Genomic DNA, 24,060 nt, shown 5'->3' with positions numbered 1-24,060 from the left:
GTGGCTCAGAGGTGGGGCGCCACGTCGGCGCCGAACGCGGCCATCTGGTCGGTGAGTTCGGTGCGGCTGCGGCTGCGGAACCGCACCTGGATCTGGTGGACCCCCATCGCGCGGTACGCCCGCAGGGATTCGGCGAGGGCGTCCGGGGAGCCGGTGAGGGTCCGCCGCCCGACGTCCCAGGCGCTCGCGCCGATGTACAGGGGCTCCGCGATGGCCCCGACGGTGAGCGGTTCCTCGACGCCGGCCTCCGCGCGCAGCCGTTTCAGCCGGCCGATCTGCGCGGGCAGCCGGTCCCGCGGATCACCCTGCGGCAGCCAGCCGTCGCCCTTGAGCGCGGCCCGGCGTACGGCGGCGGGCGAGGAGCCGCCGACCCAGACGGGGACGCGGGGCTGGGCGGGGCGCGGACGCTGGCCGAGCCCCTCGAAGTCGTAGAGCTTGCCGTGGTGTTCGGGGAACTCGTCCGGCCCGAGGGCTACGCGCAGGGCGTCGACGGACTCGTCGAGCACCGCCCCGCGCCGGTCGAAGTCGACGCCGAGCGCCTCGAACTCCTCCTGCACGTGCCCGGCCCCGACCCCGAGGATCAGCCGCCCCTGGCTGAGGTGATCGAGGGTGGCGTACTGCTTGGCGGTGAGAAGGGGGTGCCGCAGTCCCACGACGGCGACGTGGCTGAGCAGGCGGACCCGTTCGGTCACCCCCGCCAGAAAGGCGAGGGTGGCGACGGGGTCGTACCAGACCGTGCTCATGGCGGAGGCCAGCCGGCGCGGGATGGCGACGTGGTCGCAGCTCGCGACGTAGTCGAAGCCCGCGCGGTCGGCGGTACGGGCGATCTCCACCAGGTCCCCGGGACCGGCACCCGCCTCCCATGGCTCGGCGTAGATCGTGCTCTGGGACTGGACGGGCAGCTGCATCCCGTACAGCAGACGGGAGTTGACCGGATCGGAGTCCATCGGACCGGAGTTCGCCGGTTGGGAATGCGCCGGTTCGGAATTCGCAGGCCCCGAGTTCACTTCGCGCCCGGCCACAGCCCGTCCTCTGTGAGACCCAGCAACTCGATGGCGTTGCGCCGAACGATCCGCTCCACCACGTCCGCCTCCAGGTGCCCCATCTGGGCCTCGCCGACCTCGCGGGACTTGGGCCAGGTCGAGTCGGAGTGCGGGTAGTCGGTCTCGTAGAGGACGTTCCCGACGCCGATCGCGTCGAGGTTCTTCAGTCCGAAGGCGTCGTCGAAGAAGCAGCCGTAGACGTGCTCGGCGAACAGCTCGGACGGCGGGCGGTGCACCTTGTCGGCCACGCCGCCCCAGCCGCGGTTCTCCTCCCAGACGACGTCGGCGCGTTCGAGGATGTACGGGATCCAGCCGATCTGGCCTTCCGCGTACATCACCTTCAGGTGGGGGAAGCGCTCGAACTTGCCGCTCATCAGCCAGTCCACCATCGAGAAACAGCAGTTGGCGAAGGTGATGGTCGAACCGACCGCGGGCGGGGCGTCCTTCGACGTCGACGGCATCCGGCTGCTGGAGCCGATGTGCATGGCGATGACGGTGCCGGTCTCGTCGCACGCGGCGAGGAAAGGGTCCCAGTCGTCGGTGTGGACGGACGGGAGGCCGAGGTGCGGGGGTATCTCGGAGAAGGCGACCGCGCGGACGCCGCGGGCCGCGTTGCGCCGCACCTCCGCCGCCGCCAACTCGGCGTCCCAGAGGGGGATCAGGGTCAGCGGTATGAGCCGGCCCTGCGCCTGCCGACCGCACCATTCCTCCACCATCCAGTCGTTGTAGGCCTGCACGCAGAGCAGGCCCAGCTCGTGGTCCTTGGCCTCGGTGAAGGTCTGGCCGCAGAAGCGGGGGAAGGTCGGGAAACAGACGGCGGACTGGACGTGGTTGACGTCCATGTCGGCGAGGCGCTGCGGCACGTCGTACGAACCGGGCCGCATCTGCTCGTAGGTGATGACCTCGAGCTTGATCTCGTCCCTGCTGTAGCCGACCGCCGTGTCCAGCCTGGTGAGGGGACGCTGCAGGTCCTCGTAGATCCACCAGTCACCGAGGGGGCCGTCGTCGCCGGGCCGGCCCATGACTGGCTTGAACCGGCCGCCCAGGAAGGACATTTCCTTCAGCGGTGCGCGCACTGTGCGCGGTCCGGTGTCCAGGTACTTCTTCGGAAGGCGGTCCTGCCAGACGTTCGGGGGTTCGACGGTGTGGTCGTCCACGGAGATGATCAGCGGAAACGCCGCCTGCGCGGTGGGTTGGGTGTCCATGGCCGCCACGGTAGCGCTGATCTGACGGTCCGTCAGCTATGCGGTTGGGGGCTTCTTACCGCTCGGATCTGATCGGAAGTGTGCGAAGACCAGGTGAGGACGTTGTGATATACCGCGCGTCTGGCTGTGAGCGCGCTCTCCACAGCTGACGCATCCGCCATGAACAAGGCAAACTGACGGAGTTGCTCACTGTGTCTAGGGGGACGGCGATGGACGGTGTACCGCGAGTGCCGGAGCAGAGGCGCGCCGGCTCCGCGGCGGAGCCTGCCGCGCTGAGTTTCGGCGTGCTCGGTCCGGTACGGGCCCGACGTGGGGAGGAGCAGCTCAGCACCGGCTCCCCGCAGCAACGTGCCCTGCTCGCCGCCCTGCTGCTGCGCGAGGGCCGCACCGCGACCGCCGCCGAGCTGATCGACGCGCTATGGGGCGAGGAGCCGCCGTCGCAGGCCCTCGCCGCGGTGCGGACGTACGCCTCCCGGCTGCGGAAGGTGCTGGACCCCGGGGTCCTGGTGAGCGAGTCCGGCGGGTACGCGGTGCGCGGGCTCGGCGAGGGCGCGCTGGACCTGGCGGTGGCGCAGGAGTGGGCGGCCGAGGCGGAGAAGGCGCGGGCCGCCGGGGATCTGTGCCATGCGCGGGACGTCCTGGGCCGGGCGCTGGCGCTGTGGGACGGCGAGGTGCTGGCCGGTGTGCCGGGCCCGTACGCGGAGGCGCAGCGGGTGCGTCTCGAGGAGTGGCGCCTGACGCTGCTGGAGTCCCGCCTGGACATGGACCTGGAACAGGGCTGCCACGCGGAGGCGGTGTCGGAACTGACCGCCCTGACGGCCGCGCACCCCCTGCGGGAGCGGCTGCGCGAGCTGCTGATGCTGGCGCTGTACCGCAGCGGCCGCCAGGCGGAAGCGCTCGCGGTGTACGCGGACACGCGACGGCTGCTGGCGGACGAGCTGGGGGTGGACCCGCGGCCCGGACTGCGTGAGCTCCAGCAGCGGATCCTCCAGGCGGACCCGGGCCTCGCGGAACCGTCGGCGCCGGTCGCCGAGCCCGCCGCCGTCCCGGTCCGCCCGGCGCAACTCCCGGCCACCGTCCCGGACTTCACGGGCCGTACGGCCTTCGTGGCCGAGCTGGGCGAGGTGCTGGCCTCGGCGGAGGGCCGGGTGATGGCGGTGTCGGCGCTCGCCGGAATCGGGGGCGTGGGCAAGACGACGCTCGCCGTGCACGTCGCGCACCGGGCCCGGTCCGCCTTCCCGGACGGGCAGTTGTACGTCGACCTGCAGGGCGCGGGGGCGAGGTCGGCGGAACCGGAGACGGTCCTCGGGTCCTTCCTGCGCGCGCTGGGCACGGCGGACTCGGCGATCCCGGACTCCCTGGAGGAACGCTCGGCGCTGTACCGCTCGGTCCTGGACGGCCGCCGGGTGCTGGTGCTGCTGGACAACGCCCGGGACGCGGCCCAGATCCGGCCCCTGCTCCCCGGCACGGAGGGCTGCGCGGCCCTGGTGACCTCGCGGGTGCGCATGGTGGACCTGGCCGGGGCCCACCTGGTCGACCTGGACGTGATGTCGCCGGACGAGGCGCTGTCGCTGTTCACGAAGATCGTGGGCGAGGAGAGGGTGGCGAGCGAGCGCAAGGCGGCCCTGGACGTGGTCGCGGCATGCGGCTTCCTGCCCCTCGCGATCCGCATCGCGGCCTCCCGCCTGGCGGCCCGCCGCACCTGGACCGTCTCCGTCCTCGCCGCCAAGCTGGCGGACGAACGCCGCCGCCTGGACGAACTGCAGGCCGGCGACCTGGCGGTCAAGGCGACCTTCGAACTGGGCTACGGCCAGCTGGAGCCGGCCCAGGCACGGGCGTTCCGGCTGCTGGGCCTGGCGGACGGCCCGGACATGTCCGTGGCGGCGGCCGCCGCGATGCTGGACCTTCCGACGGAGGAGACGGAGGACCTGCTCGAGTCCCTCGTCGACACCTCCCTGCTGGAGTCGGCGGCCCCCGGCCGCTACCGCTACCACGACCTGGTCCGGCTCTACGCGCGTGCCTGCGCCGAACGGGACGAGTGGCCGCCGAGCGAGCGGGATGCGGCCCTGTCGCGCCTGCTGGACTTCTACCTGGCCACGGCGGCCGGGGTGTACGCGATCGAACGCCCGGGCGACCGTCTGGTCGACCACCTGGAACCGACCGGCTACCCGGGCCTGACCTTCGACGACCGGCATGCGGCTCAGGACTGGTTGTACGCGGAGGCGATCTGCCTCCTGGCCTGCGTCACGCAGTCCGCGGGCCGCCCGGAGACCCTCGCGCGGGCCATCGACCTGCTCTGGGCCGCGCACGACCTGTCCGAGTCGGGGGCCAACTCCAAGGGGTACGAGGCGACCGCCGAAGCCCTGCTGGAGTCGTCCCGGCTGCTCGGCATTCCGCGGGCCGAGGCGCGTGCCCTGACGACCTTGGTGAACGTCCATCACGTGAGCGGCCGTTTCGAGCAGGCGGATCAGGAGGCCGAGCGCGCCACACTCCTCGCACAGGAGGCGGACGACCTCCTCCCGGTCTGCTGGACCCGAAACGCACGCGGCATCATCGCGCTCTACCAGAACCGCCACGAGGACGGCGAGGAGCACCTCTCCCAGGCCATCGAGCACTTCCGCACGCTGGGAGACCGTCCCGGCGAGGCGAGCGCCCTGTGCAACCTGTCCCGCATCCACCTCGCCACCGGCCGGACGAACAGCGCGGTCGCGCTGGCCCAGGAGGGCATCGGCATCTACGACGCCATGGGCAACTCCATGCGTGGCGCGAACGCCCGGTACGCGCTCGGTCTGGCGCTCACGCAGAGCGGCGAGCTGGACTCCGCGACCGCCCGGCTGCACGAGGCCCTGGACGTGTTCCGGGACAGCCGCCAGCGCCTCTGGGAGGGCATGAGCCTGTTCCGCCTGGCCGAGGTCGACCTCGCCGCCCGGCGCCCGGCGCGGGCCGCGACCAACGCCGAGATGGCGCTGACCGTGTTGCGCGGCATCGGCGGGGAGTGGCGGCGGGGCAACGTCCTCACCGTCCTGGGCCGCGCCCTCGGCGGCATCGGCCAGACCGGCCGGGCGCAGGTCTGCTGGCAGGAAGCCGTGGCCATCTACGAGGAGTTGGGCTCCCCGGAGGCCGCGGAGGTACGGGCCCTGCTGACGCCCGTACGCGCGGCCTGACCGACCGGGACGAGGCGTTCATCATTCGTTTATCGCCTCGCGCCATGCTCAACCCAGTCGATCCGTCGCGTCGGGGGGCAGACGGGTCACTGCCGAGGCTCTCGCACCGACTTACTAGGGTGAGCGCCCCAGAAGGGCCCGTCCGGCCACCCTCGGGGGAGTGACCGGGCGGGCCCTGCCGATCCAGCAACGTGATCCATCCAAGGGGAGTTGACGACCATGAGCGACGAGCTCAAGCCGGAGGACCTGCACGCCACGTCCACCACGGACGGCGAGGTGACGACGCAGGACCTGCACGCCACCGACGAGCCCGTGACGACGGACGACCTGCACGCCACCGACGAGCCCCTGGAGACCAAGGACCTGCACGCCACGTCGGAGCCGTTCAAGCCGACGAAGTCGTAAGCCTCCACGCACGGGGAACGGCCGCGGTGGCTCGGAGGGGGAGCCACCGCGGCCGATGTGTGTCCGGAGCCGGGCCCGCTCACCCCCGCAACTCCCCCTTCACCACCTTCCCGCTCGCGTTCCGCGGCAGCTCCCGGACGAACTCCACCACCCTCGGCACCTTGTAGTTCGCCATCTCCCGCCGGGCCCAGGCGATCAGGTCGTCGCCCGTGAGCACCGCGCCCGCGCGCCGCACCACGTACGCCTTCCCGACCTCACCGAGCCGTGGATCCGGTACGCCGATCACCGCGACGTCGGCCACATCGGGGTGCAGGCCGAGGAGTTGCTCTATCTCCGCCGGGTACGCGTTGAAGCCGCCGACGATGAACATGTCCTTGATGCGGTCGGTGATTCTCAGGTTGCCCGCCTCGTCCAGCACGCCGACGTCCCCGGTCCGCAGCCAGCCGTCCGCGGTCAGCGTCTGTGCGGTGGCCGCCCGGTCCTCGTAGTAGCCCCCCATGACGTTGAAGCCGCGGACCAGGACCTCGCCGGGCTCGCCGAGCGGTGCCTCGACCCGCACCTGCGTGCCCGGTATCGCGCGCCCGGACGTCGCGGCGATCACCGTCGGGTCGTCGCCGCGCCGGCACATCGTCACGATGCCGCTGGCCTCCGAGAGGCCGTACGCCGTCAGGACCGTGTCCACGCCCAGCTCCCCGCGCAGCCGCTCCACCAGCCTGAGCGGCACCACCGCCGCGCCCGTCACCACCAGCCGCAGCTCCGAGAGGTCGTGCAGGTCGCGGGAGGGGTGGTCCAGCAGGGACTGGTGGAGGGTCGGCGGCCCCGGCAGCACCGACACCCGTTCCGCGGCGATGTTGGCCAGGGCCGTGTCGATGTTGAACACCGGCTGGGGAATCATCGTCGCGCCGCGCATCAGACAGGCCAGGACCCCGGCCTTGTAACCGAAGGTGTGGAAGAAGGGGTTGACGATCAGATAGCGGTCGCCCCGCCGCAATCCCGCGAGATCGCACCAGATCTCGTACGCCCTGAGCGTCTGCGCATGGGTGATCACGGCACCCTTGGGACGGCCCGTCGTGCCGGACGTGAAGACGATGTCCGACGGCCAGGATCCGTCCACCGCCGCCGAGCGCGCCCGCACCTCGGCCGCGCCCACCGCGTCCCCGCCCGCCAGGAAGTCCTTCCACGTGCGGTAGTCCTCGGGCGCGTCGTCCGACAGCACCACCACCTGCTCCAGCGCGGGCAGCCCCGGCCCGTCCGCGACCGCCCGCCGCAGCGAGGCCACGTACGACGTCCCCAGGAACGTCCCCGTCACGAACAGCAGCCGGGCCCCGCTCCTGCGCAGCACGTCCGCCGCCTCAACTCCCTTGAAGCGCGTGTTGATCGGCACGAGCACCGCCCCGGCCGACACCGCGCCGAGCGCCGCCACGATCCAGTCCAGCGTGTTCGGGGCCCAGATCGCGACCCGGTCGCCGGGACAGACGCCCGTGGCGATGCAGGCCGCCGCCGACCGTTCGACGCGGGCGCCCAACTCGGCGTACGAGATCCGGGTACGGCCCTCCACCACCGCCTCGGCGTCGGCGTACCGCTCGGCCGCCGAGCGGACGAGTCCCGGAATGCTGCCCCACTCCACGTCACCGCGCACAACAGCCCCCTACCGATAGCTGACTGACCGTCAGATTAGCTGTAGCCTGACGCCCTGTCAGCCGCCCCGTCACCATGCGGAGGTCCCCCAGCATGGCCGGAATCAAGGACGCCACCGCGATCGTCGGCATAGGGCAGACCGCCTTCGCCAAGCAACTCCCCGAGGACGAACGGGCCCTGGCCTGCCGCGCCGTCCTCGCCGCCCTCGACGACGCCGGCATCGCGCCCGGCGAGGTCGACGCCCTCGCCTCGTACACCATGGAGGAGACCGACGAGGTCGAGCTGGCGAAAGCCGTCGGCTTCGGGGATCTGACCTTCTTCAGCAAAGTCGGTTACGGGGGCGGGGGTTCCTGCGCCACGGTCGCGCATCTCGCCGCCGCCATCGCCGCCGGTCAGGCCACCGTCGGCGTCGCCTGGCGGTCGCGCAAGCGCGGCTCGGGGGCCAGACCCTGGACGAACACCACCCGCCAACTCCCCACCCCCGCCCAGTGGACCCGCCCCTTCGGCCTGCTCCGCCCCGCCGACGAGATCGCCATGCTCACCCGCCGCTACATGCACGAGTACGGCGCCACCCGCGACCACCTCTTCCACGTCGCCCTCGCCTGCCGGAACAGGGCCAACCAGAATCCCGCCGCCGTCATGTACGAGCGGCCCCTGACCCGCGAGATGTACATGACCTCCCGCTGGATCAGCGAGCCCCTGTGCCTCTTCGACAACTGCCTGGAGACGGACGGGGCGTTGGCCTGTGTGGTCGTGTCCAGGGAGCGGGCGCGCGACTGCCGGCGGCCGCCCGTCTACGTCCACTCCGCCGCCCAGGGCCTGCCCGCCCAGCACCACGGCATGGTCAACTACTGGAACGACGACCCGCTCACCGGTCCCGCCTGGACCGCCGCCCGACACCTGTGGAAACACGCGGACTTCACGCCCCAGGACGTGGACGTCGCCCAGATCTACGACGCGTTCACGGCGCTCATCCCGCTCTCCCTGGAGGGCTACGGCTTCTGCGGCCGGGGCGAGGGCGGGGCGTTCACCGAACACGGGGCCCTGGAGATCGGCGGGCGGCTGCCCATGAACACCAGTGGCGGCGGGCTCAGTGAGGCCTACGTCCACGGGTTCAACCTCATCAACGAAGGCGTGAAGCAGCTCCGGGGCACCAGCACCGCCCAGGTCCCGGACGCCGCCACCTGCCTGGTCACCGCCGGCGAGGGAGTCCCGACGTCCGCCCTGCTGCTGACGAACAGGAGTTGAGCCACCATGCTGACCCCCGTCACCGACACCGACGGCGCCCCCTTCTGGGGCTACGCGCGCCAGGGCGAACTGCGCGTCCAGGCCTGCGCCGCCTGCGGCGAACTCCGCTTCCCGCCCCGCCCGTGCTGCCCCCACTGCCAGTCCTTCGAGAGCGAGTGGCGCCGGGTCGACGGCCACGGACGCATCTGGTCGTACGTCCTCCCGCACCCGCCCCTGCTGCCCGACTACGCGGAACAGGCGCCGTACAACGTGATCGTCGTCGAGCTCACCGAGGCGCCCCGCATCCGCATGGTCGGCAACCTGGTCGCCGAGGCCGGCGCACGTCTCGACTCCGTCCCCCGTGAGCGCATCCGGATCGGCGCCAAGGTGCAGGTGGTCTTCGACGGCGAGGGTCTCCCGCAGTGGGTTCTGGAGCGCCCATGACGACCGCCGTCCGCCTCACGGCCGACAAGGACACCGGCGTCGCGGTCGTCACCCTCGACCGGCCCGAGCGGCTCAACGCCATCGACCTCGCCATGCGGGACGAACTGCGGGAGTGCTGGCGGCAGTTGCGGTTCGACGACTCGGTGCGCGCCGTCGTACTGACCGGCGCGGGCGAGCGGGCGTTCAGCACCGGCCTGGACCGGGACGCCGACGTTCCGCAGCCCAACTCCCCCTACATGGCGGACGATCCGCTCCTGCACGTCGGCCCGAAGTCCAACGACCTCTGGAAGCCGGTGATCGCCGCCGTGCGGGGCATGGCCTGCGGAGGCGCCTTCTACCTGCTCGGCGAGAGCGACTTCCTGACCGCCGACACCACCGCCTCCTTCTTCGACCCGCACACCACCTACGGCATGGTCAGCGCCTACGAGTCCGTGCTCATGGCGCAGCGGATGCCGTACGGGGAGGCCGCCCGGATGATGCTCATGGGCACGGCGGAACGGATCGGGGCCCGACGGGCGTACGACATCGGACTCGTCTCCGAACTCACCGAGCCCGGCGGGGCGTTGGCGGCGGCCGTGGCCTGCGCGACCGTTCTCGCCGGGTATCCGGTCGAGGGCGTCCAGGGCACCGTGCGAGCGCTGTGGGCGGTCAAAGAGGCGGCGCGCGCGCAGGCGTACGCGCAGGCGCCGCATCTCATCTCGCTGGGGAATCTGCCCGCCGAACGGCAGGCCGAACTGTTCGCCGCCCGCAAGAGCGGCGGACACCGGACGCGGTGAGGACGGTGGTCAGCCCGCGGGGGTGGCCCGGGGGTCGACCTCGCAGTGGTCCACCGCCGTGGAGGTGCCGAGCACGGGCACCCGGACGGTCGCCCTGCCGTTCGCCGGGACCTTGACGTCCTCGTAGTTGAAGTCGACCTCGTTGTCCCCGGCGTCCTTGAAGGTGACGTCGACGGAGAAGGTGCCCGCGCGGCCGTTCGGGTTCGCGACCTCGACCGTCGCATAGGGCTTCTTCGCGGTCGCACAGCTCACCAGCGTCGCGGTCCCGTCCCGCAGACCACTGCTCGACGCGCTGGAGGTGGAGCGGTGCGTGGGCCGGCGGGTGTACGAGCTCCCGCCGCTCCTGCTGCTCCCGCTGCTGCCATAGGTGTCGTCATCGTCGTCGTACGTGCTGCCGCCGTACGATCCGCCCCCGGACGTCGTCGACGACGACGAACTGTCGTGATCCTGGCGGGAACTGCTGCACCCGCCGCCGCTGCTGCTCCCGTGCCGGCTGCTGTGATGCCGTCCCGTGGAGAACCCGGTCAGCGCCAGGACCACCAGCGCGATGACAGCCGTGAACTTGAGACTGCGCCCCCGTGTCTTCATGCCCGACACCCTAGCGATCACCTGTCACGGCCCTGTCACTGCGTAGCGACCGCCGCGTACCCGGCGTAGCGTCGGCCGGGACGGCCGCCGTCCGGCCCTTTCCGTGAACCCGTACGACGGCCGTCACACCGAGGAAGCCGAGGAAGCCGAAGAACCCCGAAGGAGCCGCGGAAGCCGCGCCTACGCGGTCCGGGCCGTCCCCGTGCCCTTCTCCGCGTCCAGCGCATACACGCACCGGTCCTTGCTGCACGCGTACACGACGCCGTCCTTGACCACCGGCGACCCGGTGATCTCGCCGCCGGTCGCGAGCTTCCAGCGCAGCCGTCCGTCGTCGGCCTTCAGCGTGTACAGCAGGTGGTCCGTGGACCCGAAGTGGATACGGCCGTCCGCGACCGCCGGGGAGCCCACGATGTCGCCGCCCGACTGGAAGCGCCACTTGGGTGTGCCGGTGACCGCGTCCAGGGTGTACAGCCCCTTGCCGCTGCCCACGTGGACGTGCCCGGCGGCCACCAGGACCGGCTCGATCGACGCCCGGGACTCGGTGGCGATACGCCAGCGGTCGCGGCCGTCGGTCGCGTCGAGGGCGTAGACCGTGCCGAGGTAGTCGGCCAGGTAGATCCCGCCGCCGGCCACCGCGGGACCCGGCACGAAGGCGGGCGGACAGAGGAAGACGGCGGGGGCCTCGAAGTGCCACCTCACGTGGCCGTTCGCCGCGTCGATGGCCAGGACCCGCGTGCCCGCCGCCACGTACGCGTAGCCGTCCGGCGCGTGCGTCACCCGCACCGGCACCCCGCCGCAGGAGGCCGCGTCGCCGATCGGGTACGACCAGCGCTCGTCGCCCGTGCGGGCGTCCAGGGCGCGCAGCCGGGCGTCCTGCCAGACGTACACCGTGCCCTCGTGGACGACCGGCCCCGCCTCCGGGGACTCGAAGTCGCTCTGCGCCCCGCCGATCTCCCACAGCTTCTGCCCGCCGGACGCCTCCCAGGCCTGGACGCCGCCGCCGCGCGTGCCGGTGACGACCGTGCCGCGGTCGGCCTGGAGCGAGTACACCCAGGCGTCCGTGGACAGCCGCCACAGGTCGGCGCCCTCACGGCAGTCCAGGGCGAACAGCGTCGGCCCGTCGGAGGCGTGGATACGGCCGTCCGCGACCGCCATCGACCAGGCGACGTCCCGCGTCTTGAAGCGGCGGCGGCCGGTGGCCACGTCCAGGGCGTGGACCTCGAAGGAAGTGACGTAGACGAGGTCGCCGGCGACGGACGGGGTGCCCCACACGTCGTTCGACATGCGGAAACGCCAGGGGCGCCAGCCCGCCGCGGCCTCCGGGGCCACCGGCAGCGGCGGGGGTACGACGGGGTCGGCGCCGTTGACGCCGGGGCGCGCCTTGGACCAGGAGGCGGCCAGTGCGGCCTCCGGCGGGGGCGCCTTCACGGCGGCGGCACGGACGTCGGAGACCCGCGGCCCGGGCCCGATGGGCACCTGGGCGCCGGCGAGGCGGACGGGGCCGGTGTCGGGGGCGCCGACGGGTACCGGCGACGCCGGTACCACGGGGTCGTGCGAGGGCGGGGGCGGCAGAGGAGCAGGACGCGCGCCGCCACCGCTGCGGCCGCCGCCCTGCCCCGGTTTCGCCGGCGGACGTCCGTTGCGGCGCCCCTCGATCAGGCTCACCGCACGCTCGGGCAGCCAGGCCGACGCCGTACCACTGTCGTCGGAGCCCGAGCCGAAGAGGTGGGGGGCCAGCTGGGCCTGGAGGTCGGCCGGGTTGGGGCGGCCGGTGGCCTCCATCTGCATGAGGGATTCGATCAGCGGGCGCAGCTCTTCCGGGAGACCCTCCAGGTCCGGGCCCTCCCGCAGCAGCATGAAGACCGTCTCGACCGGGTTGGCGCCGTGGAAGGGCGGGTGGCCGGTCGCGGCGAAGACGAGCATCGAACCGAGCGAGAAGACGTCGCTCGCGCCGGTCACGCTCCTGGAGTCCTTCGCCTGCTCCGGCGACATGTAGGCGGGCGTGCCCACCGCCACGTTCGTCATCGTCAAACGCGTGTTCGAGACGCCGGACGCGATACCGAAGTCGATGACCCGGGGGCCGTCCTCGACGACGAGGACGTTCGAGGGCTTCAGGTCGCGGTGAACGAGACCCGCGCCGTGAATGGACTGCAGCGCCTCCGCGACACCCGCCGCGAGCCAGCGCACCGCCTGGGCCGGGAGCGGCCCGCACTCGTTCACTATCTCTTCGAGGGAGGGCGCGGGGACGTACGCGGTGGCCAGCCACGGCACCGCGGCGCGCGCGTCGGCGTCGACCACGGCCGCCGTGTAGAAGCCGGAGACCGCCCGAGCGGCCTCGACCTCGCGCGAGAAGCGGACGCGGAACAGCTGGTCCTCGGCGAGCTCCGTACGGACCGTCTTGATCGCCACGCGCCGGCCGGACGCCGAGCGCGCGAGATAGACCAGCCCCATGCCGCCGGCACCGAGCCGTCCCAGCACCTCGAACGGACCGATACGCCGCGGATCGTGCTGTGTCAGCTGATCCACCACTTGCCTGCCACCTCCCCGTACGGGCCGCGCCAGCCACATATGTACGCGACCCCGTGCAGCGTCTCACCACCGCACCGCCATGGCGGCACGCACCCCGATTCTTCCTGTCCCGGGCACTGGTTGCGAACCCGGGAGAAAGTCGGGATGCCTCACCCCAAAACGGTACGTTTCACTGCTCGGTCTGTTTCCGTCGCTCCAGAAGCGCGAACGACGCCCCTTGATTGTCGGTGACGACGGCCACCCTTCCGTACGACGTCTCGAATGGTGGCGCCTGGATCCGACCGCCGAGACGATTCACCGTCCCGAGCACGGCCTCGCAGTCGTCGACGCCGAAGTGGACGAGGAAGTGGGGCGGCATCTCGGCCGGAAAGACGTCCGAGACGGCCGCCCGGCCGAAGTCGGGCCTGGCGTCCGGCCCGAACAGGGCGTCGTGGAAGAGGTCGGCGTAGAAGGCGTCGGCGGCCACGGTGTCGCGGGCGTACAGCTCGGCCCAGACGAAGGTGCCGGTCTCGTGCCGCCTGCCGAAGCCGGAGTGGCGGCCCGGCTCCCAGAGGCCGAAGACGGCGCCCTCCGGGTCGGTGACCAGCGCGGCCGTGCCCAGGTCGGCGGCCGGCGTCGGCGCCGTCACGACCTGTCCGCCGGCCGCCCAGACCCGGTCGGCCAGCGCCTCGGCGTCCGGCGTCGCGAAGTACACGGTCCACACGGTGGGCAGCCGCCCGTCCGTCTTGCGCACCAGCGCGGCGACGGGCTCCCCCTGGAGGCGGGCCCACGCGTAGCCGCCGTACTTCTCCGGGTCGTCCTCGAAGGTCCACCCGAAGAGCTCACCGTAGAACCGCTTGCCCGCCTCCACATCGGAAAGCTGCGCGTCCACCCAGCAGGGGACGCCCTCTCCGTACGCGGATGCCCTGTTTTCGGCCATAACGCCAAACTAACGGCGTCGCACGCACCCCGCAGACCTGCACACCCGCCTCCTGGCACTCATGCACCCCATTTGCAGTCGGCCGAATCGCGCTCCGATCACCCCTCGGTAAGCTGACGGCATGACAGGACAAGTGCGTACCGTCGACGGCCGCGTGGCCGGCCGGCGTGGGCAGGCGACCCGGCAGAAGCTGCTCGACTGCCTCAGCGAGATGCTCAGCTCCTCCCCCTACCGGGACGTCAAAGTCATCGATGTCGCCCGGAAGGCGGGCACTTCGCCCGCCACCTTCTACCAGTACTTCCCGGACGTCGAAGGCGCCGTCCTGGAGATCGCCGAGCAAATGGCCACCGAGGGCGCCGGGTTGACCGAGCTGCTCGAGGGACGGTCGTGGGTCGGCAAGGCAGGTTGGCAGACCGCGCAGGAACTCGTGGACGGATTCCTGGAGTTCTGGCGCAGGAACGACGCGATCCTGCGCGTCGTCGACCTCGGTGCGGCCGAGGGCGACAAGCGCTTCTACAAGATCCGCATGAAGATCCTCAACTCCGTGAACAACTCCCTTGTGGATTCGGTCGCCGAACTGCAGGCCAAGGGCAGGGTCGACAAGGACGTCAACCCCGCGGCGGTCGCCGGTTCGCTGGTCGCGATGCTCGCGGCCGTCGCCTCGCACCAGAAGGGGTTCCAGACGTGGGGCGTGAAGCAGGCTGAACTCAAGCCGAATCTCGCACTGTTGGTGCATCTGGGCGTGACCGGCAAGAAGCCGACGAAGTAGCCGGAGCGCCGGCACACACCTTTCCAGCTCCCAAGTCCTGTCTCGCAGGCGGTGGTTCGCGGCCAAGTCCCGTGGGTCACCGCCTGCTGTGCTGTGCGGGCAGCGGCCGGTCCTTGACGACGTGCTTCATCACCAGCGTGGAGGTCAGCCGCTGCACGCCCGGCAGCGTGGCGAGCCGCTCGTCGTACAGCCGCTGGTAGGCGGCGAGATCGGCGGCGACGACCCGCAGCAGATAGTCGGGCTCCCCGAACAGCCGCTGCGCCTCCAGCACCTCCGCCACCTCCCCGAGCGCCCGCTCGAACTCGGCGACCGTCTCCCGGTCCTCCTGCCGCATGGACACGAAGACCAGCGCCTCGAAGGTCAGCCCCACGGCCGCCGGGTCCACCACGGCGCGATACCCGCTGATCGCCCCCGACCGCTCCAGCTCCCGCAGCCGCCGGTGGCACGGCGAGACGCTCAGCCGCACCCGCGCGGCCAGCTCGGTCACGGTCAGCCGCCCGTCCTGCTGCAGCTCGGCAAGGATTTTCCGGTCAACGTCGTCCATGGGGTAAATCCTTCCACCAGATCCGCGATCATGGACAAAATACAGAAACACTTTCGGGCCATCCGCGCCTAATGTCCCCACCATGAACTCGGGAACCCTTCTTTCCTTCCTCGCCGTCGACCTGCTGCTGGTGTGCGTACCGGGCGCCGACTGGGCGTACGCGATCTCGGCCGGCCTGCGCGGCCGCTCGGTGGCGTGGGCGGTGGGAGGGCTGGTGGCCGGGTACGCCCTGCACACGGTGCTGGCGGTGGCGGGGCTCGCGGTGCTGGTCGCGGGCGAGCCGCGACTTCTCACGGCGCTGACGGTGGCGGGCGCCGGGTATCTGGTGTGGCTGGGGTGGGGGGTGCTGCGCCGCCCCGGCGTCCCGGGCGAGACGGACGGGCCCGCCGAGACCTCCGCGGGCCGTGTCTTTCTCCGGGGCGCGACGATCAGCGGCCTGAACCCCAAGGGCCTGCTGCTCTACCTCTCGGTCCTGCCGCAGTTCCTGACCACCCGGGGCGGCCCGTCCGTTCCCGTCCAGACCGCCACCCTGGGCCTGCTCCACATGGCGTGCTGCGCCGCCGTCTACCTCACGGTCGGCATCGCGGCCCGCGCCGTCCTGGGCACCCGCCCGACCGCGGCCCGCGCGGTGACGCGCACGTCGGGGGCGGCGATGCTGGGGATCGGTGCGTTCTTGCTGGTCCAGCGCCTGGGGACGCTGTAGGGACTATCGCCGTACGATCCTGAAGAGCCGTATCTCCCGCTCCACCCGGGCCTGATACGTCGCGTACGGGGGCCAGAAGGCCAGTGCCGCCCTCCAGACCGCGGCCCGTTCCTCACCCTCCAGCAGCCGGGCCGTGACGGGGATGTCCGCACCCTTCCAGTTGACCTCGGCGTCGGGGTGGGCCAGAAGGTTGTGGGTCCAGGCGGGGTGGTCGGTACGGCCGAAGTTGGAGCCGATGAGGATCCAGCCGCGTCCGCCGTCCTCGGGCATGCAGGCGAGGGGAGTACGGCGGGCCTGCCCGCTCCTCGCACCGATCGAGGTCAGGATCACGCCCGGCAGCATCTGCGCGCTGAGCAGGACCCTGCCGCGGGTGAGGCGGTGGACGGCACGGTCGAGCACCGGCACGAGATGCGGGGCCACCTTGGCGAAGCCCCTGGTCGAGGACACCTTCTGCACCACGCGTTCGCCGATCACACCGCCACCTCCCGGCCCTCGAAGAGCCGCGCCGCGTCGGCCGCGTGCGCCCGCAACCGGTGCACCGGCCCGAACAGCAACTCGTCGCCGGAGGCACGCTTGAAGAACAGATGGGCCTCGTGTTCCCAGGTGAACCCGATGCCGCCGTGAAACTGGATCCCCTCGGCGGCGGCACCGCGCAACGCCTCCAGTCCCTGCGCGAGGGCGAGCCCGCCCACCCGCCCGCCCGTCTCCCGCCACCGCCCTTCCAAGGAGGCGCTTCGCGCCGCACCTCCTGATTCATGGGCGGCGCCCCACGCCGCGAAGTAGGCGGCCGAACGCGCGGCCTGGACCTGGACGTACACATCGGCCAGCCGGTGCTTCACGGCCTGGAAGGACCCGATGGCCCGGCCGAACTGCTCGCGCTGCTTGACGTGTTCGACGGTCCGTTCCAGCGCATGGCCGGCGGCCCCGACGGCCTCGCACGCGAGGACGGCGGCCACGGAATCACCGAGAGCCGCGAGCGCACCCGCCGCATCGGGCCCCTCCTCCCCCAGCAACCGCGCCTCCACGTCCCGCAGTTGGACGCGCGCCTGCGGCCGGGTCGCGTCCAGCGCGGTCTGCCGTACCCGGACGAGCCCGGCCACGTCCCCCGTCACGAGGAAGAAGAGGGTCCGCGAGCGGGCGAAACCGCCGGTGTGCGCGGCGACCACCAGGAGTTCGGCGCTGTGCCCATCCAGCACCTGGTCGACCTGCCCGTACAGCCGCCAGCCGTCCCCCGCCCGCCTGGCCTGCACGCCCCCCGCCCGGCCCCCGCCCGCCCAGTCGCCGTCACCCGTACCGGTGAGGGCGAGGGCGGTGCCGAGGGCCGTGCCCGGGACCGCGAGCGCGGCGGTGAGCGCGCCCGCGGCGATACGGGGCAGCAGGGCGGCGCGCTGGGCCTCGGTGCCGAGGGCGAGGATCAGGGGTGCGGCGAGAACAGCCGTGGCGAGGAAGGGCGAAGGGGCGAGGGCACGACCCGTCTCCTCAGCCGCCAGGGCGAGTTCGGTCACCGAGCAGCCGACCCCGCCGTACGCCTCCGGGAGGGCGAGTCCGGGCAGGCCGAGCTGGTCGGAGAGCGCGCTCCACAGGACCGGGTCGTACCCGGCGGGGGTGTCGAGGGCGGCGCGCAACTCCTCGGGGCCGCAGCGTTTGTGGAGCAGTTCGCGCAGGGTGCGGCGGATCTCGTCCTGCTCCGCGGTGAAGCCGGCATCCATGGCTACCTCTTCCCTGGCTACCTCTTCCTCGGGATCTGACGGTCCGTCATATTAGGAGGGTCGAAGCGATATGCACAGAGGCAGGAGACCTCTCATGACTCCCGGGAGCCGGAAAGTCGCCGTGGTCGGCGTGGCCCTCTCCGACTGCGGCCGCGTGGACGACGCGACCCCGTACGCCCTGCACGCCCAGGCGGCCCGCCGCGCGCTGTCCGACGCGGGGCTCGGCCGCGAGGTGGTGGACGGGTTCGCGTCCGCCGGGCTCGGCACGCTGCCACCCGTCGAGGTGGCCGAGTATCTGGGCCTGCGCCCCACCTGGGTCGACTCGACGGCGGTCGGGGGCTCGACGTGGGAGGTGATGGCAGCCCACGCGGCGGACGCGATAGCCGCCGGGCACGCGAACGCGGTGCTGCTGGTCTACGGCTCGACCGCCCGCGCGGACATCAGGGCGGGCCGCCGCACCGGCAACCTCTCCTTCGGCGCGCGCGGCCCGCTCCAGTTCGAGGTCCCCTACGGCCACACGCTCATCGCCAAGTACGCGATGGCGGCCCGCCGCCACATGGTCGAACACGGCACGACGATCGAGCAGTTGGCATCCGTGGCCGTACAGGCCAGGGCGAACGCGGCCCTGAACCCGGACGCGATGTTCCGCACCCCCATCACGGTGGACGACGTGCTCGACGGCCCAATGATCGCCGACCCGTTCACCAAGCTGCACTGCTGCATCCGTTCCGACGGCGGGGCGGCGGTGCTCCTGGCGGCCGAGGAGTTCGTACGGGACTGCCGTACCGCTCCGGTCTGGGTGCTCGGCACCGGGGAGCACGTCTCGCACGCCGCGATGTCGGAGTGGGAGGACTTCACGGTGTCGCCGGCGGCGGTGAGCGGGCGGCTGGCGTTCGGGCGGGCGGGAGTACGGGCGGAGGAGATGGACTTCGCGCAGATCTACGACGCCTTCACGTACATGACCCTGGTGACGCTGGAGGATCTCGGGTTCTGCGGGAAGGGGGAGGGCGGGGCGTTCGTGGAGAAGGGGCGGCTCAGGGTCGAGGGCGGGGAGCTGCCGGTGAACACGGACGGCGGCGGGCTGTCGGCCCAACACCCGGGAATGCGGGGGCTGTTCCTGCTCGTGGAGGCGGTGCGGCAGTTGCGCGGGGAGGCCGGGGCACGGCAAGTGCGGGGACGGGACGGGGAGTTGCCGCGGCTGGGGGTGGCGTCCGGTACCGGGGGCTGGTTCTGTTCCTCGGGGACGGTGGTGCTGGGCCGGGGGTGAGCCGCGGACGTCACCTGCGGACGGTGATCACGGCCTCGTCGTTGGCCGGATCCGGGTCCTGGCGACCGACGTACCAGGCGCTGCTGGTCGGCTCTTTGTCCTGGAGGCTCAGCCTGCCCCTGCCCGGTTCGCCCAGTCGCACGGTGAACTCGAACGTGCGGGACCTGCCCGGCTTCAGCGCGCCGATGTCGCAGGTGTAGGTGTAGCCGTTGCTCTTGCAGTAGGGCTCGTAGACGCCGTCGTCGTACTCGTCCATCGGCTGCTTCACCATCGTCATGCCGAGCGGCGGTTCGAAGATCAGCCGTGTGGAGGAGCCGCCGTCGGCGGGGCCGTTGTTGCGGACGGTCAGGTCGAAGCTGCGCTTGGTGCCGGGGGAGCCGTGCAGGTCGACGCCGAAGACCTCGTAGTCGGCGTGGGAGTCCAGGACCACGTAGGTACTTCCGCCGCCCTTGATGTAGGTGCCCTTCGTGGCCTTGACCGGTTCGGCCACGAGGGTCGGGCCGTCGCCGTGGTCGCCGCCCTTCTGGTAGCTGCCGTACTGCCCCGGCCCCATGTCCAGCGGCCAGACGTCATGACCGAACGAGGTGTACATGTCCGTCTTCGAGGCGCGCAGCTTCAGGGTGGGGCGGAGCACGACGGCCTCGCCCGGGCCGATCCGGAGGTCAGGAAAGGTGCACACCGCGACGTGACCGTGGGAGAAGCCCGGATAACGGCAGTTGGCGTACTCGTCCACGAACTCCATGTTGTTGGCGCTGAGTTCGAGTCCGAGACCCTTGACCGGTACCTCACCCGTGTTGCGGACGACGACGGGCTCGCTCATCTCGGCGCCGGGGCGGACGCCCTTGAGGTACGTGGGGGTCAGCACCTCGACCACCGGCTCACCCACGACGGCCCGGGTGCGGGCGGTGAGCTTCTGGCCCTTCTTCGTGGTGTACGTGAAGCGGACGGTGCCCTTGTCGCCGGCCTTGCTGCCCTTGGCGGCGACCGGCGAGACACGGGGGCTGTCGGACCAGTTGTCGTACTCGGCCCCGACCTCACAGACCACATGCGTGGAGCTGCCCTTGCAGTCCCCGCTCCTGCGCAGACGGACGGCGCCTTCCGCACCGGGCAGCACGTCCGCGGTGAGCGTGCGCACGCCCTCTCCCGGATCGTCGGCGGCGAGCAGGTGGAAGGGCTCCTTGTCGTGCGGGCCGGACTTGTCGCCGTCGGGGCGCAGGTAGAAGGTGTGGGGCGCGGTGATCGAGGGCGTGGCCGGGGCCGGGTTCGGGGTCTCGACACTGCAGGAGGCGAGAGCCGCGAGCACGACACCGGTGACCACCGCGCAGACCGAGCGTCTCAACACGTGGGTCAACCTACCGCCGCCCCGGGCCGCCCCGTGGACGGGGGAACACCTCACCGCGCAACGGGCGTTACTACCTGTATGGCCCTGACCCGTGCAGAACGCGAACAGTTCCTGGCCGAGCCGCACGTCGCCGCGTTGGCGGTGGACGCGGGAGAGGGGCGCGCGCCGCTCACCGTGCCGATCTGGTACCAGTACGAGTCCGACGGCACCGTGTGGATCATGACCGGGCTGAACTCCCGCAAGAACGAACTGATCGCTGCGGCGGGCCGCTTCTCCCTCATGATCGACCGGCTCGAACCCACCATCCGGTACGTGTCGGTGGAGGGCCCGGTGATCGGGACGACGCCCGCCACGATCGAGCAGCTCCGGGAGATCTCCGCGCGCTACCTGCCTGCCGAGAAGGTGGACGGCTACGTCGACTTCGCGTGGAAGAACCACGGCGAGCAGGTGATCGTCCGGATGCGCCCCGAACGGTGGGTGTCGTCGGACCTCGGTACCGTCTGAGCCGTGCCGCACGTGAGAATCGGCGTATGGGAACCGATCTCCACGACCTGCTGAGGTCACTGCGCGTATGGGACCCGGCGGTCACCGAGCTGCCGCCCTTCGACCCGGCGGCCGCCCCCGCCGAACCCCTTCCCCTCTTCACGACCTGGTTCGCCCAGGCGGTGGCGGCGGGACAGACCGAGCCGCACACCATGTCGCTGGCCACGTCGGACGAGGCGGGCCTGCCGGACGTACGGATCGTGATGCTGCACGGCGCCGACGCCGACGGCTGGTCCTTCGCGACGCACTCCACCAGCCGCAAGGGCGGTCAGCTGGCGGCCCGCCCGTATGCCGCGCTCGCCTTCTACTGGCCGGTCCTCGGCCGCCAGGTCCGGGTGCGCGGCCCGGTCACCGCCGCCCCGACCGCCGAGTCCCAGGGCGACCTCCACGCCCGCTCGACCGGCGCGCTGGCTGCCGCCCTGACCGGCAGGCAGAGTGAAGTCCTGGAATCCGTCGAGGAGTTGGCACGGGGGTCGCAGGCCGCCTGGGACCGTGCCCAGCAGGAGCCGGACGCCCCGGTCCCGTCCTGGACCCTCTACCGCCTGCGGCCGGACGCCGTGGAGTTCTTCCAGGGGGACGAACGGCGACGGCATGTGCGGCTGAACTACCGGCGCGGGGAAGGGGGTTGGTCGACGGAACTGCTGTGGCCGTAGAGGTTCACGCCGTGAAGTCGTACACCGCGAAATCCGCCACCGGCCGGTACCCGATCCGTTGGTACAGCGCGTTGCTCGTCGGGTTGGCGAGGTCCGTGAACAGCAGGACCTCGTCCGCGCCGGAGGCGAGCGCGGCACGGCTGACCTCGGCCGTCACCGCCCCGGCGTAGCCGCGGCCGCACAGGTGGGACGGGGTGTAGACGGGCGCGACCCGCACCTGACCGGCCACCATGGGGGTCGCTCCGGCCATGGAGACCGGGCTGCCGTCGGTGTCCTCCCAGAACGTGATCCCGCCGTAGGCGATGCGGAAGTCGGCCCACTCGCCCGCACGCGAGTCCGCCGTCCCGCCGATCGCCACCGAGAACTCGTCCTTCCAGCCAGCCAGTTGGTCACGGTCCCGCTTCTCGACGATCCTCGGCCGTCCCGCGGGAACGGGGCCCGGAACCGTCAGTGTGCCGAGCCGGTACAGCCGCTGGCTCTCGTGCAGCCCGGCCGTCGCTCCGGTGTGCCGCTGCCAGGCCTCCGCGAAGGCGACGGCGGTGGCGCGCTCGCCGGAGACACCGGGCAGCGGGTGGTCGGCGGCGGCCAGGTGGACGGCCAGGGCGTCGGCCTCCTCCGGAGTGAGGCGAGTGAGGTTCAGACGGAACGGAGGGGTGCGGAAGTAGACCGCCCGGACCTCACTCTCCCGCTCCAGCACACCGAAGACGGGCGCCACATCGCCGTACGCGTGCGGACCGCGCGTCCGCAGCGCCTCGGTCACCGTCAACGGCACGGTGTGCAGGGCGGGTTGCGAGTGCAGGAAGGTCCCGGCACGGGAGAGGAAGAGGTCGAGGTCGTCGATGCGGTGCCAGTCTCCGGGATGCATGCTCCATGATCCCGCGCGCCGCGACCCCGACGCCTCCGAATTTCACTCGACGATGCTCCAAGCACCGTCGAATCAAGGGAGTTGCGGTTCCGGATCCGTCCCCAACCGCCCGTGCAGATGCATGTCCCGGAACGCGTCGTGCCGCCCCGCCTCGAACATCGCCCCGCGCAGCGTCCCCTCGTACCGGTAGCCGCATCGCTCGGCGATCCGGCACGACGCCTCGTGCCCCACCGCGTGATCGAGCTCCAGGCGATGCAGCCCCAACTCCCCCAGCGCCCAGCCCGACGCCACAGCCAGGGCCCGCGTGGCGACGCCCCTTCCCCGCGCCTCGGGCAGGACCCAGTACCCCACACGCGCGTTGCTCAGCACGGGGTTGATGGCGTTGACGCCGATGTGCCCCAGGGGCGTACCGGTGGCGGCGTCGGCCACGCAGTACGAGGCAGCGGTCCCCTCCGCCGAACCCAGCGTCTTGGCGCGCAGTGACCTGCGCGCCGTCGCGAGGTCGTCGACCGGCCTGATCGGCGTGTTCCAGCGCCGGAACTCCGGGTCCGTGAAACCGCGCAGCCAGATCGCGACGTCGGCGTCGGAGTCGGCGTCCCACAGGCGCAGGCGTATGCCGCGGCCGTGCAGTTCGGGAAAGGGAGAAGCGGTGTGCTGCTCGTCGACGGAGGCCATCGCCCCATTCAAGTCCGTACGGCTCAGGTGCGCGGCCGGAACACCGGCGTCCTCTCCCGGAACACCACCTCCAGCTCCAGCCCCGCCCGCAACTCCCCCGCCCCGCACCCCACGACCTCCGTCATCATCCGCGGGCCCTCGGCGAGGTCGACGACCGCGGCGACGTACGGCACCCGCTCCCCGAAGGGCGGCAGGTCGTTGCGGTGGACGACGGACCACGTGTAGAGCACGGCCCGCCCGCTCGCCCGCTCCCACTCCACGTCCTCGCTCCAGCAGTGCGGGCAGAACTCGCGCGGGTAGTGGTGGGCCCGCCCGCAGGCCCCGCAGCGGCGGATCAGCAGCCGGCCCTCGGCGGCCGCGTCCCAGTAGGTCCTCGTGAAGGCGTCGGCCTCGGGCACGTCGAAGCGCGCGCCCATCAGAAGAGCCCCACCGCGCTGTCCAGCGACCAGGTCTGCCACGCCATCCCGAACAGCGCGACCACCGACATCAGCGCCATCATCGAGTTCTGCCCCTGCTCGGCCACCTCGTGGATCATGAGGGTGAAGTAGAGGACGTTGAGCAGCAGCCCTCCGACCAGGGCGATCGGGGTCAGGAATCCGAGGATCAGGCCCAGTCCCACGGCCAGTTCCGCGTACACGACCACGTACGCCATCGTCCGCGGTCGCGGTGTCACCACGACGTCGAAGCCGGACCGTACGGCGTTCCAGCGGTGCTTCGCCGCGATCTCCGCGGCCCACAGGATCCCGGTGCCCCGCTCGAACCACGCCTTCCTGTCCTTGTGCCGCCAGCTCTCCAGCCACCACAGGCCGAGGCCTATGCGCAGCACGGCCAGCCACTCGGCGCCACTGAGCCAGATCGCATCCATGGAATCTGACGGTACGTCAGATCCTCGGATCCGAAAACCCTGTGCGTCGATCGCGAAGCTGTGCATCCTCCATGAATGACGGCAGATTGTTGGCAATTTTGTCCACACCCCTATTACGTTCGCGGACGAAGGCCGAGAACCCCGAGGGAGACGCATCGTGAAGCACAGGGCAGTCAAGCGCAGGACC

Annotated in this window: 24 protein-coding genes; 10 read left to right on the top strand and 14 right to left on the bottom strand. The window is 71.6% G+C overall.

Annotated elements, in window-relative coordinates; translation table 11 throughout:
• Positions 1–5: 5 nt before the first annotated feature.
• Together OG303_RS28180 and OG303_RS28175 are read right to left on the bottom strand one after the other, a co-directional pair.
• Positions 6–947: an LLM class F420-dependent oxidoreductase gene (locus tag OG303_RS28180; RefSeq protein WP_405871799.1), complete on the bottom strand. Its 942-nt coding sequence runs from the start codon at positions 945–947 to the stop codon at positions 6–8.
• Between the two features lie 56 nt (positions 948–1,003).
• A complete protein-coding gene (locus tag OG303_RS28175) occupies positions 1,004–2,248 on the bottom strand; it encodes an amidohydrolase family protein (RefSeq protein ID WP_405871797.1) in 1,245 nt (414 codons plus the stop codon).
• A gap of 209 nt (positions 2,249–2,457) precedes the next feature.
• On the opposite strand from OG303_RS28175, the gene OG303_RS28170 reads away from it, so the two are divergent.
• Both OG303_RS28170 and OG303_RS28165 read left to right on the top strand, forming a co-directional pair.
• Positions 2,458–5,412: a BTAD domain-containing putative transcriptional regulator gene (locus tag OG303_RS28170; protein WP_405871795.1), complete on the top strand. Its 2,955-nt coding sequence runs from the start codon at positions 2,458–2,460 to the stop codon at positions 5,410–5,412.
• A gap of 219 nt (positions 5,413–5,631) precedes the next feature.
• Positions 5,632–5,817, top strand: a complete 186-nt coding sequence (locus OG303_RS28165; RefSeq protein WP_405871793.1) for a hypothetical protein — start codon at positions 5,632–5,634, stop codon at positions 5,815–5,817.
• A 79-nt stretch (positions 5,818–5,896) separates the two neighbouring features.
• Here the strand turns inward: OG303_RS28165 and OG303_RS28160 are convergent, their stop codons facing one another.
• Complete coding sequence (locus tag OG303_RS28160) at positions 5,897–7,456, bottom strand: FadD3 family acyl-CoA ligase (RefSeq protein ID WP_405871792.1); 1,560 nt, start codon at positions 7,454–7,456, stop codon at positions 5,897–5,899.
• Positions 7,457–7,548: 92 nt separating this feature from the next.
• Here OG303_RS28160 and OG303_RS28155 point away from each other — a divergent pair, with 92 nt between their 5' ends.
• Genes OG303_RS28155 through OG303_RS28145 form a run of 3 tightly spaced genes read left to right on the top strand, consistent with a single transcriptional unit; the run spans position 7,549 to position 9,902 of the window.
• The gene (locus tag OG303_RS28155) at positions 7,549–8,703 is read left to right on the top strand and encodes a lipid-transfer protein (protein ID WP_405871791.1); all 1,155 of its coding nucleotides are present in this window, start codon (positions 7,549–7,551) and stop codon (positions 8,701–8,703) included.
• Positions 8,704–8,709: 6 nt separating this feature from the next.
• A complete protein-coding gene (locus OG303_RS28150) occupies positions 8,710–9,126 on the top strand; it encodes a Zn-ribbon domain-containing OB-fold protein (protein WP_405871790.1) in 417 nt (138 codons plus the stop codon).
• Entirely contained in the window at positions 9,123–9,902 is a 780-nt protein-coding gene (locus tag OG303_RS28145; protein WP_405871789.1) for an enoyl-CoA hydratase/isomerase family protein, read from the top strand. Before OG303_RS28150 ends, OG303_RS28145 begins: the two co-directional genes overlap by 4 nt.
• Before the next feature lie 9 nt (positions 9,903–9,911).
• Here OG303_RS28145 and OG303_RS28140 read toward each other — a convergent pair whose 3' ends face one another.
• The 3 genes from OG303_RS28140 to OG303_RS28130 all read right to left on the bottom strand — a co-directional run bounded on the left by OG303_RS28140 (position 9,912) and on the right by OG303_RS28130 (position 13,938).
• Positions 9,912–10,490 carry a hypothetical protein gene (locus tag OG303_RS28140; RefSeq protein ID WP_405871787.1) on the bottom strand — a complete coding sequence of 193 codons (579 nt, stop codon included), beginning with the start codon at positions 10,488–10,490 and terminating at the stop codon, positions 9,912–9,914.
• Positions 10,491–10,670: 180 nt separating this feature from the next.
• The gene (locus OG303_RS28135; protein ID WP_405871786.1) at positions 10,671–13,019 is read right to left on the bottom strand and encodes a PQQ-binding-like beta-propeller repeat protein; all 2,349 of its coding nucleotides are present in this window, start codon (positions 13,017–13,019) and stop codon (positions 10,671–10,673) included.
• Positions 13,020–13,188: 169 nt separating this feature from the next.
• Positions 13,189–13,938, bottom strand: coding sequence for a VOC family protein (locus OG303_RS28130; RefSeq protein WP_405871785.1), 750 nt, complete (start codon positions 13,936–13,938; stop codon positions 13,189–13,191).
• A gap of 133 nt (positions 13,939–14,071) precedes the next feature.
• Here OG303_RS28130 and OG303_RS28125 point away from each other — a divergent pair, with 133 nt between their 5' ends.
• Entirely contained in the window at positions 14,072–14,707 is a 636-nt protein-coding gene (locus OG303_RS28125) for a TetR family transcriptional regulator (protein ID WP_405877516.1), read from the top strand.
• A 76-nt stretch (positions 14,708–14,783) separates the two neighbouring features.
• On the opposite strand, the gene OG303_RS28120 is transcribed toward OG303_RS28125, so the two are convergent.
• Entirely contained in the window at positions 14,784–15,251 is a 468-nt protein-coding gene (locus OG303_RS28120) for an Lrp/AsnC family transcriptional regulator (RefSeq protein WP_405871783.1), read from the bottom strand.
• 82 nt (positions 15,252–15,333) lie between these two features.
• Between OG303_RS28120 and OG303_RS28115 the strand changes: the two genes are divergently transcribed.
• A complete protein-coding gene (locus tag OG303_RS28115) occupies positions 15,334–15,954 on the top strand; it encodes a LysE family translocator (RefSeq protein ID WP_405871781.1) in 621 nt (206 codons plus the stop codon).
• A gap of 3 nt (positions 15,955–15,957) precedes the next feature.
• On the opposite strand, the gene OG303_RS28110 is transcribed toward OG303_RS28115, so the two are convergent.
• Positions 15,958–16,428 carry a nitroreductase family deazaflavin-dependent oxidoreductase gene (locus OG303_RS28110; protein WP_405871780.1) on the bottom strand — a complete coding sequence of 157 codons (471 nt, stop codon included), beginning with the start codon at positions 16,426–16,428 and terminating at the stop codon, positions 15,958–15,960.
• Positions 16,425–17,663: an acyl-CoA dehydrogenase family protein gene (locus tag OG303_RS28105; RefSeq protein WP_405871779.1), complete on the bottom strand. Its 1,239-nt coding sequence runs from the start codon at positions 17,661–17,663 to the stop codon at positions 16,425–16,427. The genes OG303_RS28110 and OG303_RS28105 overlap by 4 nt, the downstream gene beginning before the upstream one ends.
• A 94-nt stretch (positions 17,664–17,757) precedes the next feature.
• Between OG303_RS28105 and OG303_RS28100 the strand changes: the two genes are divergently transcribed.
• Positions 17,758–18,930, top strand: a complete 1,173-nt coding sequence (locus OG303_RS28100) for a thiolase C-terminal domain-containing protein (RefSeq protein ID WP_405871777.1) — start codon at positions 17,758–17,760, stop codon at positions 18,928–18,930.
• Between the two features lie 10 nt (positions 18,931–18,940).
• Here OG303_RS28100 and OG303_RS28095 read toward each other — a convergent pair whose 3' ends face one another.
• Positions 18,941–20,272 (bottom strand): hypothetical protein, encoded by a 1,332-nt coding sequence (locus OG303_RS28095; protein ID WP_405871775.1) that lies wholly within the window; start codon positions 20,270–20,272, stop codon positions 18,941–18,943.
• A 78-nt stretch (positions 20,273–20,350) separates the two neighbouring features.
• Between OG303_RS28095 and OG303_RS28090 the strand changes: the two genes are divergently transcribed.
• Together OG303_RS28090 and OG303_RS28085 are read left to right on the top strand one after the other, a co-directional pair.
• Entirely contained in the window at positions 20,351–20,776 is a 426-nt protein-coding gene (locus OG303_RS28090) for a pyridoxamine 5'-phosphate oxidase family protein (RefSeq protein ID WP_405871773.1), read from the top strand.
• Between the two features lie 26 nt (positions 20,777–20,802).
• Positions 20,803–21,468, top strand: coding sequence for a pyridoxal 5'-phosphate synthase (locus OG303_RS28085; RefSeq protein WP_405871772.1), 666 nt, complete (start codon positions 20,803–20,805; stop codon positions 21,466–21,468).
• A gap of 4 nt (positions 21,469–21,472) precedes the next feature.
• Here OG303_RS28085 and OG303_RS28080 read toward each other — a convergent pair whose 3' ends face one another.
• The 4 genes from OG303_RS28080 to OG303_RS28065 form a co-directional block, all read right to left on the bottom strand.
• Positions 21,473–22,333 carry a GNAT family N-acetyltransferase gene (locus OG303_RS28080; protein ID WP_405871771.1) on the bottom strand — a complete coding sequence of 287 codons (861 nt, stop codon included), beginning with the start codon at positions 22,331–22,333 and terminating at the stop codon, positions 21,473–21,475.
• A 72-nt stretch (positions 22,334–22,405) separates the two neighbouring features.
• Positions 22,406–23,008 carry a GNAT family N-acetyltransferase gene (locus tag OG303_RS28075; protein WP_405871770.1) on the bottom strand — a complete coding sequence of 201 codons (603 nt, stop codon included), beginning with the start codon at positions 23,006–23,008 and terminating at the stop codon, positions 22,406–22,408.
• A gap of 23 nt (positions 23,009–23,031) precedes the next feature.
• Positions 23,032–23,424 (bottom strand): Zn-ribbon domain-containing OB-fold protein, encoded by a 393-nt coding sequence (locus tag OG303_RS28070; RefSeq protein ID WP_405871769.1) that lies wholly within the window; start codon positions 23,422–23,424, stop codon positions 23,032–23,034.
• Positions 23,424–23,873 (bottom strand): DoxX family protein, encoded by a 450-nt coding sequence (locus OG303_RS28065; protein WP_405871767.1) that lies wholly within the window; start codon positions 23,871–23,873, stop codon positions 23,424–23,426. The genes OG303_RS28070 and OG303_RS28065 overlap by 1 nt, the downstream gene beginning before the upstream one ends.
• Positions 23,874–24,060 lie beyond the last annotated feature (187 nt).

This window comes from Streptomyces sp. NBC_00005, assembly GCF_045160215.1.
GTDB lineage: Bacteria > Actinomycetota > Actinomycetes > Streptomycetales > Streptomycetaceae > Streptomyces.
The sequence above is the reverse complement of the archived record's forward strand: the minus strand, read 5'-3'. Positions and strand labels throughout refer to the sequence as shown.